The organism is Nesterenkonia lutea (genome assembly GCF_014873955.1).
Classification (GTDB): Bacteria; Actinomycetota; Actinomycetes; order Actinomycetales; family Micrococcaceae; genus Nesterenkonia; species Nesterenkonia lutea.
Genome location: NZ_JADBED010000001.1, coordinates 153,717 through 169,408, shown reverse-complemented (window position 1 = coordinate 169,408; position 15,692 = coordinate 153,717). Strand labels below are relative to the sequence as shown.

General features: G+C 68.5%; 20 protein-coding genes. 9 read left to right on the top strand and 11 right to left on the bottom strand.

Annotation, left to right across the window (positions count from 1 at the left end; all coding sequences use genetic code 11):
* Window positions 1–25 precede the first annotated feature (25 nt).
* A complete protein-coding gene (locus H4W27_RS00810) occupies window positions 26–772 on the top strand; it encodes a hypothetical protein (protein WP_192594251.1) in 747 nt (248 codons plus the stop codon).
* A 6-nt stretch (window positions 773–778) separates the two neighbouring features.
* Here the strand turns inward: H4W27_RS00810 and ygfZ are convergent, their stop codons facing one another.
* From ygfZ to H4W27_RS00795, 4 genes are all read right to left on the bottom strand, one after another.
* Window positions 779–1,942 (bottom strand): CAF17-like 4Fe-4S cluster assembly/insertion protein YgfZ, encoded by a 1,164-nt coding sequence (gene ygfZ, locus H4W27_RS00805; RefSeq protein ID WP_192594250.1) that lies wholly within the window; start codon window positions 1,940–1,942, stop codon window positions 779–781.
* A gap of 126 nt (window positions 1,943–2,068) precedes the next feature.
* Window positions 2,069–2,695 (bottom strand): nitrobindin family protein, encoded by a 627-nt coding sequence (locus H4W27_RS00800; RefSeq protein ID WP_192594249.1) that lies wholly within the window; start codon window positions 2,693–2,695, stop codon window positions 2,069–2,071.
* A 117-nt stretch (window positions 2,696–2,812) separates the two neighbouring features.
* Window positions 2,813–2,947, bottom strand: coding sequence for a hypothetical protein (locus H4W27_RS13730; protein ID WP_255316764.1), 135 nt, complete (start codon window positions 2,945–2,947; stop codon window positions 2,813–2,815).
* Window positions 2,948–2,965: 18 nt separating this feature from the next.
* Complete coding sequence (locus H4W27_RS00795; RefSeq protein WP_192594248.1) at window positions 2,966–3,811, bottom strand: hypothetical protein; 846 nt, start codon at window positions 3,809–3,811, stop codon at window positions 2,966–2,968.
* A gap of 229 nt (window positions 3,812–4,040) precedes the next feature.
* Here H4W27_RS00795 and H4W27_RS00790 point away from each other — a divergent pair, with 229 nt between their 5' ends.
* The 8 genes from H4W27_RS00790 (at window position 4,041) to asd (ending at window position 10,318) form a co-directional block, all read left to right on the top strand.
* Window positions 4,041–4,751 carry a winged helix-turn-helix transcriptional regulator gene (locus H4W27_RS00790; protein WP_192594247.1) on the top strand — a complete coding sequence of 237 codons (711 nt, stop codon included), beginning with the start codon at window positions 4,041–4,043 and terminating at the stop codon, window positions 4,749–4,751.
* A 101-nt stretch (window positions 4,752–4,852) separates the two neighbouring features.
* Window positions 4,853–5,935, top strand: coding sequence for a mycothiol synthase (mshD, locus tag H4W27_RS00785; RefSeq protein WP_192594246.1), 1,083 nt, complete (start codon window positions 4,853–4,855; stop codon window positions 5,933–5,935).
* A gap of 14 nt (window positions 5,936–5,949) precedes the next feature.
* The gene (locus tag H4W27_RS00780; RefSeq protein WP_318782054.1) at window positions 5,950–6,978 is read left to right on the top strand and encodes an NUDIX hydrolase; all 1,029 of its coding nucleotides are present in this window, start codon (window positions 5,950–5,952) and stop codon (window positions 6,976–6,978) included.
* 50 nt (window positions 6,979–7,028) lie between these two features.
* Complete coding sequence (locus H4W27_RS00775) at window positions 7,029–7,361, top strand: GNAT family N-acetyltransferase (protein ID WP_192594245.1); 333 nt, start codon at window positions 7,029–7,031, stop codon at window positions 7,359–7,361.
* 52 nt (window positions 7,362–7,413) lie between these two features.
* The gene (locus H4W27_RS00770) at window positions 7,414–8,223 is read left to right on the top strand and encodes a thymidylate synthase (RefSeq protein ID WP_404821840.1); all 810 of its coding nucleotides are present in this window, start codon (window positions 7,414–7,416) and stop codon (window positions 8,221–8,223) included.
* Window positions 8,220–8,825, top strand: a complete 606-nt coding sequence (locus tag H4W27_RS00765; protein WP_192594243.1) for a dihydrofolate reductase — start codon at window positions 8,220–8,222, stop codon at window positions 8,823–8,825. Before H4W27_RS00770 ends, H4W27_RS00765 begins: the two co-directional genes overlap by 4 nt.
* Window positions 8,825–9,091 (top strand): NF038396 family protein, encoded by a 267-nt coding sequence (locus H4W27_RS00760; protein WP_192594242.1) that lies wholly within the window; start codon window positions 8,825–8,827, stop codon window positions 9,089–9,091. Before H4W27_RS00765 ends, H4W27_RS00760 begins: the two co-directional genes overlap by 1 nt.
* An 18-nt stretch (window positions 9,092–9,109) precedes the next feature.
* Window positions 9,110–10,318, top strand: a complete 1,209-nt coding sequence (asd, locus tag H4W27_RS00755) for an aspartate-semialdehyde dehydrogenase (RefSeq protein WP_192594241.1) — start codon at window positions 9,110–9,112, stop codon at window positions 10,316–10,318.
* A 92-nt stretch (window positions 10,319–10,410) separates the two neighbouring features.
* Here asd and H4W27_RS00750 read toward each other — a convergent pair whose 3' ends face one another.
* From H4W27_RS00750 to H4W27_RS00720, 7 genes are all read right to left on the bottom strand, one after another.
* Window positions 10,411–11,589, bottom strand: coding sequence for a UDP-N-acetylmuramate dehydrogenase (locus tag H4W27_RS00750; protein WP_192594240.1), 1,179 nt, complete (start codon window positions 11,587–11,589; stop codon window positions 10,411–10,413).
* A 71-nt stretch (window positions 11,590–11,660) separates the two neighbouring features.
* Complete coding sequence (locus tag H4W27_RS00745) at window positions 11,661–12,500, bottom strand: amino acid ABC transporter ATP-binding protein (protein ID WP_192594239.1); 840 nt, start codon at window positions 12,498–12,500, stop codon at window positions 11,661–11,663.
* A gap of 14 nt (window positions 12,501–12,514) precedes the next feature.
* Window positions 12,515–13,309: an amino acid ABC transporter permease gene (locus tag H4W27_RS00740; protein WP_192594238.1), complete on the bottom strand. Its 795-nt coding sequence runs from the start codon at window positions 13,307–13,309 to the stop codon at window positions 12,515–12,517.
* 5 nt (window positions 13,310–13,314) lie between these two features.
* Window positions 13,315–14,193, bottom strand: coding sequence for an ABC transporter substrate-binding protein (locus tag H4W27_RS00735; RefSeq protein WP_225938961.1), 879 nt, complete (start codon window positions 14,191–14,193; stop codon window positions 13,315–13,317).
* A 139-nt stretch (window positions 14,194–14,332) separates the two neighbouring features.
* On the bottom strand, window positions 14,333–14,821 hold the full coding sequence (locus tag H4W27_RS00730) for a MaoC family dehydratase (protein WP_192594237.1): 489 nt from the start codon (window positions 14,819–14,821) through the stop codon (window positions 14,333–14,335).
* Window positions 14,818–15,270 carry an FAS1-like dehydratase domain-containing protein gene (locus H4W27_RS00725; RefSeq protein WP_192594236.1) on the bottom strand — a complete coding sequence of 151 codons (453 nt, stop codon included), beginning with the start codon at window positions 15,268–15,270 and terminating at the stop codon, window positions 14,818–14,820. The genes H4W27_RS00730 and H4W27_RS00725 overlap by 4 nt, the downstream gene beginning before the upstream one ends.
* Window positions 15,271–15,534, bottom strand: a complete 264-nt coding sequence (locus tag H4W27_RS00720) for a hypothetical protein (protein WP_192594235.1) — start codon at window positions 15,532–15,534, stop codon at window positions 15,271–15,273. It abuts the gene before it with no gap.
* Window positions 15,535–15,692: the final 158 nt, after the last annotated feature.

Here is a 15,692-nt window from a genome sequence, read left to right as displayed (position 1 = left end):
GATCGCTCACCCTTGAGCCAGCCCCATGAGCCAGTCCCATGATCCAGCCGGCGAGCCGGAACCGATGACGCTGCAAGACCATACGCGCAACATCATCTGTCTGTCCTGGGCGCGGATCCTCGGACTCGCCGACGACGAGCTGCTCGGCACCCCGTCGCGCCACGAGGTCGTCCAGCCCGAGGGCTCCGCACTCTCGTTCCTCCGACTCTTCGGCCACGGCATTCTCAGTGGTCCCCCCGAGGCGATCCGACGCGCCCGCGCGCTGGAAGATCCGGAGCTCGTCCAGGAGCGGTGCCTGCTGGATCTCGGGCGGCGGCACGGGCCCGGAGCCCGCAGCCTGGGCACCTCCCGGCTGCTCTACGCCGAGGAGCCGCCCAGTCTCGGAGCACCAGACTCCGGTGCCGTCTCCTTCGAGCCGACGCATGTGGACTCGGTGCTCACCGACTCGCCCGCCGACGACGTGACAGCCTCAGGGATCGCCGAGGCCTCCTGGAGCGCGGCGCTGGTGGACGAGGACACCGGGGCCGGGCTCGGCGCCGCCGGGCGCAGTGTCTGGGCGGGGATGCTCGCCGACATCCGAGTGCTCACGATCCCGTCCCGGCGCGGCGCCGGGGTGGGTCTGCACCTCGCGGCCGTCGCGGCTGAAGAGGCGTTCGTGGAGGGACTCGTTCCCCAGTGGCGGGCGAGCGAGACGTCCCCGGCGGGACTGCGCATCGCCTCGCGGCTGGGCTTCACCCAGGCCGGCACGCAGACCACCGTGGCCTTCGGCTAGCTCGTCTCAGCGGCGCGGAGCACGCAGGAAGTCTCCCTGCGGACGTCCCACGGCCTGACCAGCATCGGGACGCACGATGACCTCCTGTGCCGCCGCATAGAAGCTCGGCGTCTCGGTGCCGGCATCGCGGACCACGAGCTGGAGTTCGGGATCGACCTTGCGCTTGACCAGTGCCAGGGCAATGGGGCCCATCTCATGATGACGGGCCACCGAGGTGACCTTGCCGACAGGTCGCTCGCCGACCAGCTGCTCCTCGGAGGCTCCGGCCGTGGCGGCCAGGACATCGGAGCCGATGGCAGGAAGCGTGTGCTCGCTGCCATCCAGGTGCAGGAACACCAGTCGGCGCGGCGGGTGCCCGAGGTTGTGCACGCGGGCCACAGTCTCCTGGCCCTTATAGCAGCCCTTGCTCAGGTGCACCGCCGTGCGGATCAGGTCCAGCTCGTGCGGAATGGCCTTCTCATCCACCTCCCGAGCCAGCCGCGGACGCCAGGCGGCGATCCGCAGCGCCTCCGCCGCCATGGTTCCGGCGAGGATCCACCCGGCCTCCTGCAGCGAGTCGATGATCGCGCCAAGCTGGGAGCGCTCCACCAGACTGAGCTGCCAGGACCAGTCGGCACCGGGATGGTCGGCCTCGTCGATGGCCGCGTAGCTGGCTGCGCCCGGACCGAGCCGCGGCCAGGGGTCCTCCCAGACCATCACCGGAGCACCCGAGGCGGCCTCCGGCAGCGCAGCCATGGAGCCGAGCACGGCGAAGTCGGCGGTGCGATCGGTGATCTCCACGCGGAGCGTGAACTTCATCGCGTCGAGCCACTGCGCGAGCACCGGTCCATGGGACTTCTCGGTGATGAGCCAGACGGTCTCGCCGTCGTCGATGACGGCGGCATCGTGTTCGATGCGTCCGGAGATGTCCAGCAGCAGCAGCTCCGTGGGCTCGCCAGGCTTGAGTCCCGTCACCTGCTGGGAGGACAGGGTGGTCAGCCAGGAGAGCCGGTCGGGCCCGGACACGGTGACCACGCTGCGGTGGGAGAGGTCGACCACAGCCGACCCGCGGGCCAGGGCCCGCTGCTCGCGCGTGGGGTCGCCGTAGTGAGCGGCCACCTGGGCGTCGTCGCCGCCGTCGGGCACGGCCCCCGGGCGGGAGAGCAGTTCTGAGCTGAGGCTTTCATCCACGGGTGGACTCCTTCATCGAGGCGTGTGACGTGCTCGGACGCGGGACGTGCTGCTGCCGGGGACCCGCCGTTGAGCGTGCATCCCCCCTGCGCGGAGACCGGTCGGTGGCCGGCCGCGCCCTGCGGGTCAGCCGGTGCGCGTCGCGCTGACCTCATCGGCCGAAGCGGTGCGGTCCAGGATCGCCGAGGCATGCGGCGTCGTCGTTCCGTCTGCCCTGCGCAGATCCCAGCGCCAGAACAGCTGACTGTTCACCAGTCCGAACATGCGGGAGGCGCCCGGGTATTCCGCTGCGTGCTCCCCGCGCATCACCGCGTCGGTGGAGAGCTGCAGCTGCGGGCCCTTGATCCTGCCGTAGTAGAGCTCGGTGATGCTGCCCGGATGCGCGATGGTGGCAGTGATCGGGAAGGACCCGTCCTGCTGGGAGAGCTGATGCACATCCTCGGCGCTCTTATAGGCGGGCACCACGTCCCCCGGGGTCAGCCCGGGTCCGACGTCGGCGTCGGTGCGGGCGCGGTCGAGGGACCAGTAGCCGGACTCCACGGAGAGCGGGCGCAGCCTGGTCCCGGCATCGTCGGCGAGCCAGGTCTCCGCGCGGTACTCGACGAACTCGAGGCCGGTGTCGCGGAAGGTGACGTCCTGGGTGAAGATCGGATCGTCCTGCTCCCCCGAGCCGAGGCGGCCCTGGCCTCTCCAGCTGCCCAGCAGCCAGTAGAGCGGCGCGAGCTCCGGGGTGAGATCTGTGGGAAGCTCCATGGCGGCCACGGACTCAGCCCTCGCTCAGGTCCGGGCCGGGGACGCGTGCCGCGCCACAGCCCTGGATGGGGGCGCGTGCCGCACCGCCGCCCTGGATGCAGGTGTGACGACGGCGGATCAGCGCTGACCCTTGTACAGGCGGGAGATGACGGTCCAGGAGATGCCGGCGATGATCAGCGTCACCAGGAGCAGCAGCCCGATGAAGAAGATCTCCAGTGCCAGCAGCGAGACGTTCTGCAATGCGAAGTTCATGGGTCAAAGTGTACAACTTCACACCAGCAGCAGACGCTCCGTGAAGTACGTCAGCGCGCCCATCGCGGCGATGGGTGCCGCGCCCACCGCAATGCCGGAGAGAATCCCCTGCGGCGGACCCTGCGCCATCAGGAATCGGCGGAAGGAGGCCAGCAGCAGTCCAGCCACCAGACCGATCGTTCCGGCGAAGAGCAGCGTCAGCTCGCCCCAGGCCAGGGTCATGCCGATCGCAGCCGCCACGCTGCCGATGACCACCAGGGGCATCGCGAGCGCGTTGCGCAGCGGCACGGCCGCCAACACTGTGCCCGCCACGAGGGTCCCGGCAGCGAGGGTCACCACGGCGAGCTCACCGGATGCCCCGGTCACGGCCAGCAGCGTGGAGTTCTCCACGGCGAACAGTCCCCGCACCGCCAGAATGCCCGTGGCGTCCTCCCCGCCGGCGGCGTCGGCCAGCTCCACGGGGTAGCGCAGCCCCGCCACCCAGCCCGCAGTCGTGGTGGCGATCACCACTCCGGCACAGGCGCCGATGGTGGACTCCAGCCGGTGCGGGCGTCCCGTGCCGCGCAGCACCTGGATCAGGAAGACGCTCATCACCCCGAAGGCGAGCGCCACCGAGGACCAGAAGAACAGATCGTCTGCGGTGCCCACCACGGCCGCGCCCAGCACGGCGATGACACCTGCTGAGGCGATGACCGCAGAGAGCGACCGTCTGGCCGCGACTCCCATCAGCTGCGGCCAGCCGAGGGCGATGAACACGCAGAGCACGCAGGCCACCAGCGTCGTCGTGAAGGTCCCGGCCCAGGAGGCGAGGGCGAGCGCAGTCGCTGCGAACAGGGAGGAGGCGGCCACCGGGATGTACTTCACAACAGGCCATCCTAGAGGTCGGCGCTCCACACGTCGCCTATACTCATCTCCAGATCGCTGAATCACGTTTTCACATTGTGGAATGTGTGGCAGTCATGACCGCAATCACCGCCGTCGGCCCTCGCCGAAGCACCTGGCGAGGGCGGCAGTCGCAACGGATTCAGCTTCCGATGCGGAGGGGACCCTCGGGGCCCGGTGACCACAGTGACCCAAGGGGAAGGAGTCATGCATGGCTCACGTTCTGCTGCTCTCAGACGCCCCCGACGACGCACTTCCGTCGCTGGAGCTGCTCACCCACCGGATCCGGACCTTCCCGGCGGAGGCCTCTTCGATCGTGCGGGCGCCGAACGTCGATGTGACCCTGATCGACGCACGGAACAAGCTGGCGCATGCGAGGTCGCTGTGCCAGCTCGTGAAGTCCTCCATGCTCTCCCCCGTGCTGGTGATCGTCACCGAGGCGGGGCTGCCCACGCTCAACGAGTCCTGGCAGGCCGACGACTTCATCCTCGGAGAGGCCAGCCCCGGCGAGGTCGACGCGCGCATCCGGCTGGCCGCCGTGGAGACCCCCGAGGAGACGACGGTGGGAGAGATCCGTGCCGGAGGGATCACCATCGATGAGACCACCTATATGGCCACCATCAACGGGCGCCTGCTGAACCTGACCTATAAGGAGTTCGAGCTGCTCAAGCACCTGGCTCTGCATCCGGGCCAGGTCTTCACCCGCGACCGCCTGCTGCACGACGTCTGGGGCTACGACTACTTCGGCGGCACCCGGACCGTGGACGTCCACATTCGCCGACTGCGCGCCAAGCTCGGCCCGGACCACGAATCACTCATCGGCACGGTGCGCAATGTGGGGTACCGCCTGGTGGTCAGCGGGACCGATGCCCCCAGCACGGCCGGCCCATCCGGACAGGACGACGGCGTCGACGCGGCCTGATTCCCTGCGCGTGCCGGGCCCTTGATCCGGCACCGCCGCCGGGCAGACCGGTCGCCGGGGAACCTGGTGACCGCGACCAGCGGCTCCGATACAGTGAGCCCATGAGCACCACGGATGTCACCCCAGAGGATCCAGATCAGACAGTGGTCGAGCTGAGCAGCGGAGCACCGGGGGCCGACCTGCACCAGGCTCTGCTGGAGCTCGCGGCGGTCTCTGCTGAAGCCGACGCGAACCCCCCGTTCTCCGAGCAGACCCTTGTCGAGCTGCACCGGGCATCCGACCGGCGAGCGGCCGAGTCCCGCGCTGAATCCGGCGGTGTATCCGGCGCTGAATCCGGTGCTGAATCCGGTGCCGGAGCTGGTCCGGAGCCGGACGGGACAGGGCGCAGTCCGCTTCACATCGCCTATGCCTGGACCGACCCCTCCACAGAGACGCGGCTGCTGGCCGGGGCGGGCGTCGTCGTCGAAGGCGGCGAAGGTGTCCCTGATGTGCTGGAGCTGGTGGTCAGGCCCAATTGCCGGCAGCGCGGGATCGGCACCGCTCTGGTCCGGACGCTGACCTCTCAGGTGCTCACAAGCGCTTCGGGCAGGATGCGGCGCGCCTGGGCTCATGGCGAGCACGACGCGGCCGCGCGGCTCGCCCGGCGCTACGACTGGAGACCGGTGCGAGAGCTCTGGCGCATGCGACTGACCACGCTGGACGAGGCCCCGTCCCCGGAGCTTCCCGCCTCGGTGACGCTGCGCAGCTTCAGGCCCGGAGTCGATGACGAAGCCTGGCTCGCCGCCAATGCGGCGGCCTTCGCCGATCACCCGGAGCAGGGTCGGCTGACCCTGGAGGACCTGCATGCGCGCATGCAGGAGGACTGGTTCGATCCCGCGGGGTTCCTGCTGGCCTACGAAGGTGACCAGCTCCTGGGTTTCCACTGGACCAAGGTCCAGGACCCCGGCCTCGGCGAGGTCTACGTGGTCGGCGTCGTTCCCTCCGCACAGGGACGCGGACTCGGGCGCAGCCTGACCCTGGCCGGGATCGAGCACCTTCACCGGGCTGGGCTCGACGCGATCATGCTCTACGTGGACGCGGACAACACGGCTGCCGTGGAGCTGTACAAGAAGCTGGGATTCACCAAATGGGACGCGGACACCATGTACGCTCCCGCCGACGAACACACCACTGACCGCGACTGATATCTTGGTTCCTCGTGAGCTCCCCCGAGACCATGATCAAGGTCCCCCGCCGCCGAACTGTCACGGTCTCCGATGACGGCACCGATGCCGAGATACTGGCCGCAGGAGCGCTGTGCTGGCGGCTGCGCCGCGGCGAGCTCGAGGTCCTGCTGATTCACCGGCAGCGCTACGACGACTGGTCCTTCCCCAAGGGCAAGCTCGATGAGGGTGAGACCCTTCCTGAATGCGCCGTTCGGGAGGTGCGCGAGGAGATCGGGCTGAAGGTGCGTCTGGGCATGCCCCTGCCGATCACCCGATACTCGGTGGGCAAGGCCCGCGGCAACGGTGCGAGCAGGGCGAACGGCGGCAAGACCAAAGAAGTCTGGTACTGGGCCGCGCAGGTCGCAGAGGGCACCCCCGTCCCTGACGGTGATGAGGTGGACGAGACTGTCTGGGTCGACGTCGCCCGCGCTCGGGAGATGCTCACCAATCGTGGAGACGTGCTCCCGCTGGACGAGCTTGAGAGCCTGCACGAGCAGCAGCGTCTGCACACGCTGCCGTTCATCGTGCTGCGCCACGCCAAGGCCAAGCCGCGCTCCTCCTGGTCCCGCGCCGAGTCCGAACGTCCGCTTGCGGCCACCGGCAAGCGGCAGGCCCGCTCAGTGGAGCGGCTGCTGATCTGCTGGCGGCCCCGACACCTCGAGTCCAGCCCATGGAAGCGCTGCGAGGAGACCATCGCGCCCTATGTGAAGGCCCACCGCAACCGGGCCACCTACCGCAAGTCGCTCACCGAGAAGCGTGCCGAGGCCCACCCGGAACGGACCAGGGCCCGGACTCGTCGCTGCCTCGAGCTGCTGCTTCCCACCCTGATCTGCACCCACCGCCCCGTGCTGCCGCTGATCCTCGAGACGATGAACGCCTGGTTCCAGACGCCCGAGCTTGGCAGCGCCATGCCCGATGAGGACCCCTATCTGCGTCCTGGCGCGGTGCTGGTCGCCCAGCAGGCGATGGATCGCGGCGGAGAGATCGTTGCCCTCGAGGTCTACGAGCCTTTCGAGGACTGAACCCTTCGCAGACCCCTGACAGAGCATGGATGTGACGGTAGTCTCGGTCCATGAGTGCGCAGAAGAACGTCCACCCCACCGCCGAACTCCGCATCGACGAGGATCGCGGTCGTGCCGAGCTCTGGGACAGCATCAACGACCAGCGCACCTTCATCGGCTTCATCGGCTTCGTCCCCGAGACGCTGCGCGGGCAGGAGGTGACGCTGCTCCAGCACACGATCGTGCACCCGCAGCATGGCCGCCAGGGCTACGCCCGCTGCCTGGTGACCCTGCTGCTGGACACCTTCAAGGAAGAAGGCAGGCTCTTCGCCTCCGAGTGCACCTATATCGACGCCTATCTGCGTCGCTACCCCGAGTACCGCTCCCAGCAGGCCAGCGCCTGAGCGCAGGAGGGTGACGTAGGAGCCGCGGGCCTGCCCCGGTATGCTGTGGTCCGTGAACTCGACCATCCCCACCCCGTACGAGGACCTGCTCGCCGATGTGCTGCACTCCGGCACCGCCAAGTCTGACCGCACCGGGACCGGCACCACCAGCGTCTTCGGACGCCAGATCCGGTTCGATCTCGCAGAGTCCTTCCCCCTGATCACCACCAAGCGGGTGCACTTCAAGTCCGTGGCGCTGGAGCTGCTCTGGTTCCTCCGAGGGGACTCCAACGCTCGCTGGCTGCAGGAGCGCGGCGTGCGGATCTGGAACGAATGGGCCGATGCCGACGGCGAGCTCGGCCCCATCTACGGCGTGCAGTGGCGCTCCTGGCCCACCGGCTCCGGGGAGGACATCGACCAGATCGAGGCTCTCATCACTTCGCTGAAGACCGACCCGGATTCGCGCCGCCACCTGGTCACCGCCTGGAATCCCGCCCAGATCCAGGAGATGGCGCTGCCTCCCTGTCACATCATGTTCCAGTTCCATGTCGCCGACGGCAGACTCTCCTGCCAGCTGTACCAGCGCAGCGCAGACATGTTCCTCGGCGTGCCCTTCAACATCGCCTCCTACGCGCTGCTGACACGGATGGTGGCCCAGCAGGTGGGCCTCGAGCCCGGCGAGTTCATCTGGACCGGCGGAGACTGCCACATCTACGACAATCACCAGGACCAGGTGCGCCAGCAGCTCTCCCGCGCCCCGTTCCCGGCTCCGCGGCTGGAGTTCACCCGCCGACCAGACTCGATCTTCGACTATGAGCTCGAGGACTTCGAGATCCGCGACTACCAGCACCATCCCGGGATCAAGGCACCCGTCGCCGTATGACATCGCAGATCAACGTTCCCGAGATCGGCATGATCTGGGCGCAGACGCCGACCGGGGTGATCGGCGCGGACGGAAGCATGCCCTGGCATCTGCCGGAGGACCTCGCTCATTTCAAGGAGCAGACGCGGGGATCCCCGGTGGTCATGGGACGAAGGACCTGGGAGTCCTTCCCCGAGCGGTTCCGTCCGCTGCCCGGCAGGGAGAACATCGTGATCACCGGTGATCCGACGGCCGCCGAGGAGATCACCAGGCGCGGCGGGCACACCGTCGCCAGCCTGGACGCCGGACTCGGGCTCGCCGCCTCCTTCGGCACGGCGCGGATCTGGATCATCGGGGGAGGCCGGGTCTATGCCGAGGCGGTGGAGCGCTCGCTGGCGCAGCTCGCGGTCATCACGGTGATCCAGACGGCCGCCTCCGGGGACACCCGCGCACCGCGGCTTCCCGAGGAGTGGGAGCTCTCGCGCCGCGAGCCCGCGAACGGAACCCACCGCAGCACGCAGGGACTGGAGTACCACATCGAGACCCACCGCCGACGGGCCAGCACCGAGGACCCAGCAGATGCGGGTCAGCACCGAGCTGAATCGGTGGAGCAAGGTCTGTGATGACTGAGAACACCCCTCCGGACCCTGCGCGGGAGAACTCGAGCCGGCTGCTGATGCTGGGACTGGGTGGCTACCTGGTCCTGCCGATCCTGGCGCTGGTCACGGTCACCCTGGGGTTCATCCTGGTGCTCAATGACCGGCTGGTGCCGGGGCTCGGCTTCCTCTTCGTCGCGCAGATCTGGGTGGCCGGCGGGCTCTGGGCACACCTTTCGCGCCGTCGGCTGCTGCGCGGGGCCTCCGAGGCCGGCCCTGACGGTCGGAACTGACTCCGCTACCCTGGAAACATGACATCTGCCGCTTTCGCTTCAGCGTCCCCTGCCCTTTCCGCCGTCGCCGGCGAGACCCCCTCCGTGGGTCTGATCGGATGGCGCGGCATGGTCGGCTCCGTGCTGATCGGCCGCATGCTCGATCAGGGAGACTTCGCCCACATCAACCCGGTGTTCTTCTCCACCTCCAATGCCGGAGGCCAGGCTCCGAGCTTCGAAGGTGTCACTCCGGAGGAGACCGTCCTGCAGGATGCCTTCGATCTGGAGAACCTGGTCAAGCTTCCGATCATCGTCACCGCCCAGGGCGGCGACTACACCAGTGAGGTCTACCCCAAGCTGCGCGCCGCAGGATGGCAGGGGCTCTGGATCGACGCCGCCTCCACCCTCCGGATGGCAGACACCTCGATCATCGCGCTGGACCCCATCAATCGGGACGTCATCGACGCCGGGCTGAAGGCAGGGGTGAAGGAGTTCATCGGCGGCAACTGCACGGTCTCCAACATGCTCATGGGCCTCGGCGGGCTCTTCAAGCAGGACCTGGTCGAATGGGGCACCGCCATGACCTACCAGGCAGCCTCCGGCGGCGGCGCCAAGCATATGCGGGAGCTGCTCGCCCAGTTCGGGGCCCTGCACTCCGCCGTGGCCGAGGAGATGGAGAATCCCGCCTCGGCCATCCTCGACATCGATCGTGCCGTGCTGGCGGCCCAGCAGAGCGGTCTCGACGCCTCTCAGTTCGGCGTGCCGCTGGCGGGATCGCTCATCCCCTGGATCGACGCCGATCTCGGCAACGGTGTGGCCAAGGAGGAGTGGAAGGCCGGGGTGGAGACCAACAAGATCCTCGGCCGCGGTGAGAACCTCGCCCCGGGAGTCTCGGGCCGCGGTGCCGCCGTGCCGTTCGACTCGCTCTGCGTGCGAGTGGGCGCGCTGCGCTCGCACTCCCAGGCGCTGACGCTGAAGCTGCGTGAAGACATTCCGCTCGCCGAGATCGAGGAGATCATCGACTCCGGCACTGAATGGGCCAAGCTGGTGCCCAATGAGAAGGACGCCACCGTGGCCCAGCTGACCCCGGTGGCCGTGACCGGCACCCTGGACGTGCCGGTGGGTCGGGTCCGCAAGCTCGAGATGGGCCCGGAGTACATCTCCGCATTCACCGTGGGCGACCAGCTTCTCTGGGGCGCCGCCGAGCCGCTGCGCCGCATGCTGCTGATCGCCGTCGGCAGGCTCTGAGCTCGACTGTTCCTCGACTGTTCCTCGGCTGGGCCGGCCGGGCCGGGCTGGGCTCCGGCTGCTCAGCCCAGCCCAGCCCAGCTCAGCTCAGCTCAGAGCGAGTGGCCGATCAGCACGGGCTCCTGGTGCATGGTGATCCCGAAGGTGGCGCTGACCTGGTCGCGAGCCGCGCGGGCCACGGCGAGCAGATCATCTGTCGTCGCAGCTCCGCGGTTGGTCACCGCCAGCGTGTGCTTGGTCGACAGTGAGGCACGGCCGCCAGCGAGTCCCACGCCCTGGGCTCCGCGTCCGGCCTCCGGCCCGTCAGGGAGTCCGAATCCCTTGCCGCAGCCCGCGTGATCGATGAGCCACGCCGCGGAGAGCTTCACCAGCGGACGGCCCGAGTCGTCGACCCCTGCGGCGAACTGCGGCGCGTCGGCTGGAAGCGCGGCGGCCTTGTCCCTGGGCACGATGGGGTTGGTGAAGAAGGACCCGGTGGACCAGGTGTCGTGGTCGCCTTCACTGAGCACCATCCCCTTGCCTGCCCGCAGTCTCAGCACGGTGCGGCGGACCTGATCCAGCGGGGCGCGGCGCTCATGGTCCGCGCTCTCGGCGTCCAGGCCCAGCGTCCTCGCCAACTCGCCGTAGCGTACCGGGGCCGAGAGCCCATCGGAACGGTTCTGCAGCAGGAAGCGCACGGAGAGCACCACATAGCGGGGTGAGCCGTGCACGGTGGTCTGCTTGAGCAGCGAATCCCGGTAGCCGAACCGCAGCTGCTCCTTGGAGAAGCTGATCAGCTCTCCGCGCGCCCGGTCCCAGGCCCGCACGTCCTTCAGCGTCTGGGCGACTTCAGCACCGTAGGCGCCGACATTCTGCACCGGCACTGCACCTGTGGACCCGGGAATGCCGGAGAGGGCCTCCAGACCGGTGAGGCCGTGCGCAACGCTGAACCGGACGACGTCGTCCCAGTCGTGCCCTGCCGCCACGCTCAGCAGCACCCGGCCGGCGCTGTGCTCCTCGGTGTCGATGCCGGTGAAGGCGAGCTGCAGCACCGTTCCGGGGAAGCCGTCCTCGGTGACCAGCAGATTCGAGCCGCCGCCGAGCACGATGAGGGTGTCGCGACCGTGTTCGCGCTGATCCTCATCGGGCAGCGGGTGCTCGCGGAGCACCTCGATCGCCTGGGCCTGCGACTCGGCGCGGATCCAGCGGCCGGCGGGACCGCCGACGCGCGCGGTGGTGTGGTCGCTGAAACGGCGGGGAGAACTGGTCGTGCTGGGGTCAACGCTTGTCACAGCGCTGAGCCTACCGGGCCGGGCCGGCAATGGGCATCCCGCCGGCCGAGCGTGTCCTGGTGCCCGGAAGCTCACTCCCCCAGCGGGTGGAGCACCCGGCGCAGGAAGTCTTGAGTGCGCGGCTGCTGGGGGTCTCCGATGAGTTCGGCGGCAGGGCCCTCTTCGACGACGAGACCCTGATCCATGAACACCACCCGGTCGGCGACCTCTCGGGCGAAGCCCATCTCGTGGGTCACCACGAGCATGGTCATCCCGGCCTGGGCGAGCTTGCGCATGCTGGCGAGCACATCACCGACAGTCTCGGGGTCCAGCGCGGAGGTGGGTTCGTCGAAGAGCATCAGCTGCGGCTTCATGGTCAGCGCGCGGGCGATGGCCACTCGCTGCTGCTGGCCGCCGGAGAGCTGGTCGGGTCTGCGATCGGCGAGATGTTTGAGTCCCACAGTGTCCAGCTGGGCCAGCGCCTCCGCCTCGGCCTCAGCCGTGGACTGGCGCAGCACCCGGCGCGGCGTGATCGTGCAGTTCTCCAGCACGCTCAGATGCGGGAACAGATTGAACTGCTGGAAGACCATGCCGATCTGTCGGCGCATGGCGTCGAGGTTCACATCCGGGTGGGTGGCCTCATGCTCACCCACGGTGATGGTGCCCGCGTCGGGGTTCTCCAGCCGGTTCACGCAGCGCAGCAGGGTGGACTTCCCGGAGCCCGACGCGCCGATGAGGCAGACGACCTCTCCCGGCGCGACGCTCATGTCGATGCCCTTGAGCACCTCGTTGTCCCCGAAGGACTTGTGCAGTCCGGAGATGGTCACTCCGGTCGCGCTGCGCGCCCCGGCGACCTCGGGCCGGACGGCTCCCGGCCCCTCGAGGCCTGCCGACCGGCCCTGGTTCTGGCTCTGGTTCTGGTTCTGGCTCATGTTCGGATCCATCCCTACTTCTTCCCCGTCCGCGGGCTGCGGTGCTCCATGCGACGCGCGAGCAGCGAGAGCGGCACGGTGAGCAGCAGGTAGCAGAAGCCGGCGATCACCAGCGGGGTGAGTCCGGCCTGATAGATGTTGATGCCGTCGCGGCCCATCTTGGTCAGCTCGGCGGCGCCGCCGGCCATGCCGACCACGAAGATCAGCGAGGAGTCCTTGGTCAGCAGGATCGCCTCATTGGTCAGCGGGGGCAGGACGATCCGGAATGCCTGCGGGATCTGGATGGTCACCATGGCCCGCCAGGCAGGCATGCCCAGGGCACGAGCGGCCTCGAGCTGACCCTTGGGGACAGCTTGGAGACCGGCGCGCAGGGTCTCCGCGATGTACGCGCTGGCCACGATCGCCAGTGCAGTGCCGGCGATCTGCAGCGTGGAGAGGTTCACCCCGAAGGCCAGGGACGCACCGAAACCGAGCGCGATGAAGACCAGGATCGCAGGGATGCCTCGGAAGAACTCGATGTATCCGGTGGCGACCCACCGGTACACCGGGAACGAGGACATCCGCATCAGCGCCAGCAGCGTTCCGCCCAGCAGACCGAAGATGAAGCCCACCGCGGTGTACTGGACCGTGTTGAACAGTCCGATCGTGATGATCTCCGGGAACATCGGTCCGAGGTTCTCGACGGCGAAGAAGCTGCTGCGGATCGCTGACCAGTCCACGAGGATGGCCAGCACGATCACGACGGCGAGGAACACGCCTGCCTGGATCCCGAGGCTCATTCGCGCTCGGTCACGGGTTGTCATTGCCATAGGGGTCAGTCTTCACCCTCATCGGTGGGCTCGGCGTCAGCGGGCTCCTCTTCGGCGGCCTCGTCCTCGGCGGCCTCGCCCTCTTCAGGGGTGTCGCCCTCGCGGAACCAGCTGTCCTCGAGCTCCTGCATCTCACCGGAGGACTCCAGCTCGGCGAGGGCCTCGTTGACCGCGTCGATCAGCTCGGCATTGTCGCTCTGGGCGGCGATGCCCAGCTGCTCGCCGGTGTCGATCTCCTCGATGAACTCAGCGGTGTCCGACTCCCCGGCCTGGTAGCCGAGGATCGAGATGTTGCCGATCGCGGCGTCCACCTGTCCGGACTCGAGCCCCTGGATCAGCAGCCCGGAGTCGGTGTATTCGCGCACCTCGTAGCCTGCCTCCTCGGCGTAGGTGGCGCCGGTGGTCTCACTCTGCACGCCCACGGTCAGTCCGTCGAGGTCCTCCAGAGAGGCGACCTCGGCGTCGGTGGCGGCGAGCAGACCCAGGTTGTCATCCAGGTAAGGCTCGGAGAAGAGCATGTTGCCGGCGCGGGCCTCGGTGATGGTCATGCCCGAGATGGCCAGGTCGCAGGTGTTCGAGTCGAGCGCGACGCCTGACTGGATGCCCTCGAAGCCGGTCTGGACGATCTCCAGCTCGGCGTCGACGGACTCCGCGAGCGCCTCGGCGATGTCGATGTCGAAGCCGACGACGTTGCCGTCGCCGTCGTAGTACTCGAACGGCGGGTACGGCACGTCGGAGCACACCTGGAGCGTGCCGGCGTTGTTGAGCATCTGCTGCTCCTCCTCGCCAGACTCGTTCTCCTCGCCGCCGCCGCAGGCGGTGAGGGCGAGCGCTGCCAGCGCGGAGGCGCCTACGGCCTTGGCCGCGGTCTTGTGCATGGGCATATTTGGATCCTTAGGTTGATCTGCACATCTGGACTCAGACGGTCCCCGCGATTATACGGTGATGCTGTGTTTCAGCCCTATGTCGGCCGAACGAGAGCTTGGCGGTGATCGGTGGTCGCCGTCGGAGGGGAACCGCGGCTCAGAGCCTGACGACTGCCTGGGACTTCGCCAGCACCTTGGTGCGCGCGGACTCCTGTTCTGCTGACTCGCCACGCCCGATCGCCGCTTCGAGCAGCTCGACCGTGAGGTCGACCCTGACCCGGCGCTCTTCCGCATCCACGGCACCGATGGTGCCGGTGACCAGCAGCCGCGCCGTGGGCGTCTCAGGGTTTCCCGTCTCGACGTCGGGCACCGGCACCGGTTTCGTGAAGCGCGCCTGGTAGTCCACGACGGCGCCCGGATCGCCTGCCCATTCGCTGACCAGGTCCACGGCGGAGCCCATCGTGAGCATCCCGTGGGCGATGACCCCATCGAGTCCCACTTCGCGGGCGAAGCGATCGTTCCAGTGGATGGGGTTGTGGTCCCCGGAGGCGGCGGCGTAGCGCACCAGGTCGGCACGGGAGAAGCTCAGCTCGCGGGAACCGATCCTCTGGCCCTTCTCCAGGTCGGCGAGCACGGGCTTGTTCACGCGGGGGCCTCCTCGGTGCGGACCAGCAGGCTGGAGGTGACGGTGCTGCGCGGCTGACCATCGGCTGCGCTGATCTCGACGCGGGTCGTGACCATGGCGCCGGCACCCATGGTGCGGATGCGGTCCAGGGTGACCTGGGCCTGAAGAGTGTCTCCGGCCAGGATCGGCCGGTGGTGGGTGAACCGCTCCTCGGCGTGGACCACGCGGGAGAAGTCGATGCCGGCCTCAGCGTCCTCGACCACTGCGGCCTCTGCCCGCTGGGCGACGATCACGGCGAAGCTGGGAGGCGCGACGAGGTCTCGGTGGCCCAGGGCCGCGGCGGCTTCGAGGTCGAGATGCGCCGGGTGCACGGCCTTCACCGCGCGCGCGAACTCTCGGATCGCTTCGCGGCTGACCTGGTAGGGGGCAGCGGGGGGATACTGGTGCCCCTGCCGATCTGGGTTGATCATTCAGTCTTCCTCGGAGGCTCGGCGGGACAGGATCTGGACTGCCTGGCGTCTGCGCAGGCCGATCGCGATGAGGTGGCTCAGAATGCCGGCTCCCAGGCAGACCATGCCGAAGCGGCGCAGGGAATCAGCGCCCTCCTGGAGGTCCAGGACGGCGGCCAGGATCACCAGGATCACTCCTGTTCCGGTGGCTGCCATGCCGGTGACGAGAGTCACCCGGTAGGCGCGAGTCCCGCTGGTCCACGGGTTGAAGGACTGAGTGCTCACGGCGCTCAGCCTACAGGTCCGCACCGCCAGGAGCTGACAACCTCACAGCGGAGCTCACCGGTTATGAGGCTGGTTTATCGCGACCGAAATGCGGGGCTACCCTGCCGGAAACACAGCCTTGCCAGAGTGGAGGTGTCACCGCCAGACCCTGAACGGAA

What these genes read in the sequence shown, in the direction of transcription:
- H4W27_RS00810 (WP_192594251.1), top strand. Translation starts at nt 26, where the DNA reads ATGAGCCAGTCCCATGATCCAGCCGGCGAGCCGGAACCGATGACGCTG.
- H4W27_RS00800 (WP_192594249.1), bottom strand. Translation starts at nt 2,695, where the DNA reads ATGGAGCTTCCCACAGATCTCACCCCGGAGCTCGCGCCGCTCTACTGG.
- H4W27_RS13730 (WP_255316764.1), bottom strand. Translation starts at nt 2,947, where the DNA reads ATGAACTTCGCATTGCAGAACGTCTCGCTGCTGGCACTGGAGATCTTC.
- H4W27_RS00790 (WP_192594247.1), top strand. Translation starts at nt 4,041, where the DNA reads ATGGCTCACGTTCTGCTGCTCTCAGACGCCCCCGACGACGCACTTCCG.
- mshD (WP_192594246.1), top strand. Translation starts at nt 4,853, where the DNA reads ATGAGCACCACGGATGTCACCCCAGAGGATCCAGATCAGACAGTGGTC.
- H4W27_RS00775 (WP_192594245.1), top strand. Translation starts at nt 7,029, where the DNA reads ATGAGTGCGCAGAAGAACGTCCACCCCACCGCCGAACTCCGCATCGAC.
- H4W27_RS00765 (WP_192594243.1), top strand. Translation starts at nt 8,220, where the DNA reads ATGACATCGCAGATCAACGTTCCCGAGATCGGCATGATCTGGGCGCAG.
- H4W27_RS00760 (WP_192594242.1), top strand. Translation starts at nt 8,825, where the DNA reads ATGACTGAGAACACCCCTCCGGACCCTGCGCGGGAGAACTCGAGCCGG.
- asd (WP_192594241.1), top strand. Translation starts at nt 9,110, where the DNA reads ATGACATCTGCCGCTTTCGCTTCAGCGTCCCCTGCCCTTTCCGCCGTC.
- H4W27_RS00745 (WP_192594239.1), bottom strand. Translation starts at nt 12,500, where the DNA reads ATGAGCCAGAACCAGAACCAGAGCCAGAACCAGGGCCGGTCGGCAGGC.
- H4W27_RS00740 (WP_192594238.1), bottom strand. Translation starts at nt 13,309, where the DNA reads ATGGCAATGACAACCCGTGACCGAGCGCGAATGAGCCTCGGGATCCAG.
- H4W27_RS00735 (WP_225938961.1), bottom strand. Translation starts at nt 14,193, where the DNA reads ATGCCCATGCACAAGACCGCGGCCAAGGCCGTAGGCGCCTCCGCGCTG.
- H4W27_RS00725 (WP_192594236.1), bottom strand. Translation starts at nt 15,270, where the DNA reads ATGATCAACCCAGATCGGCAGGGGCACCAGTATCCCCCCGCTGCCCCC.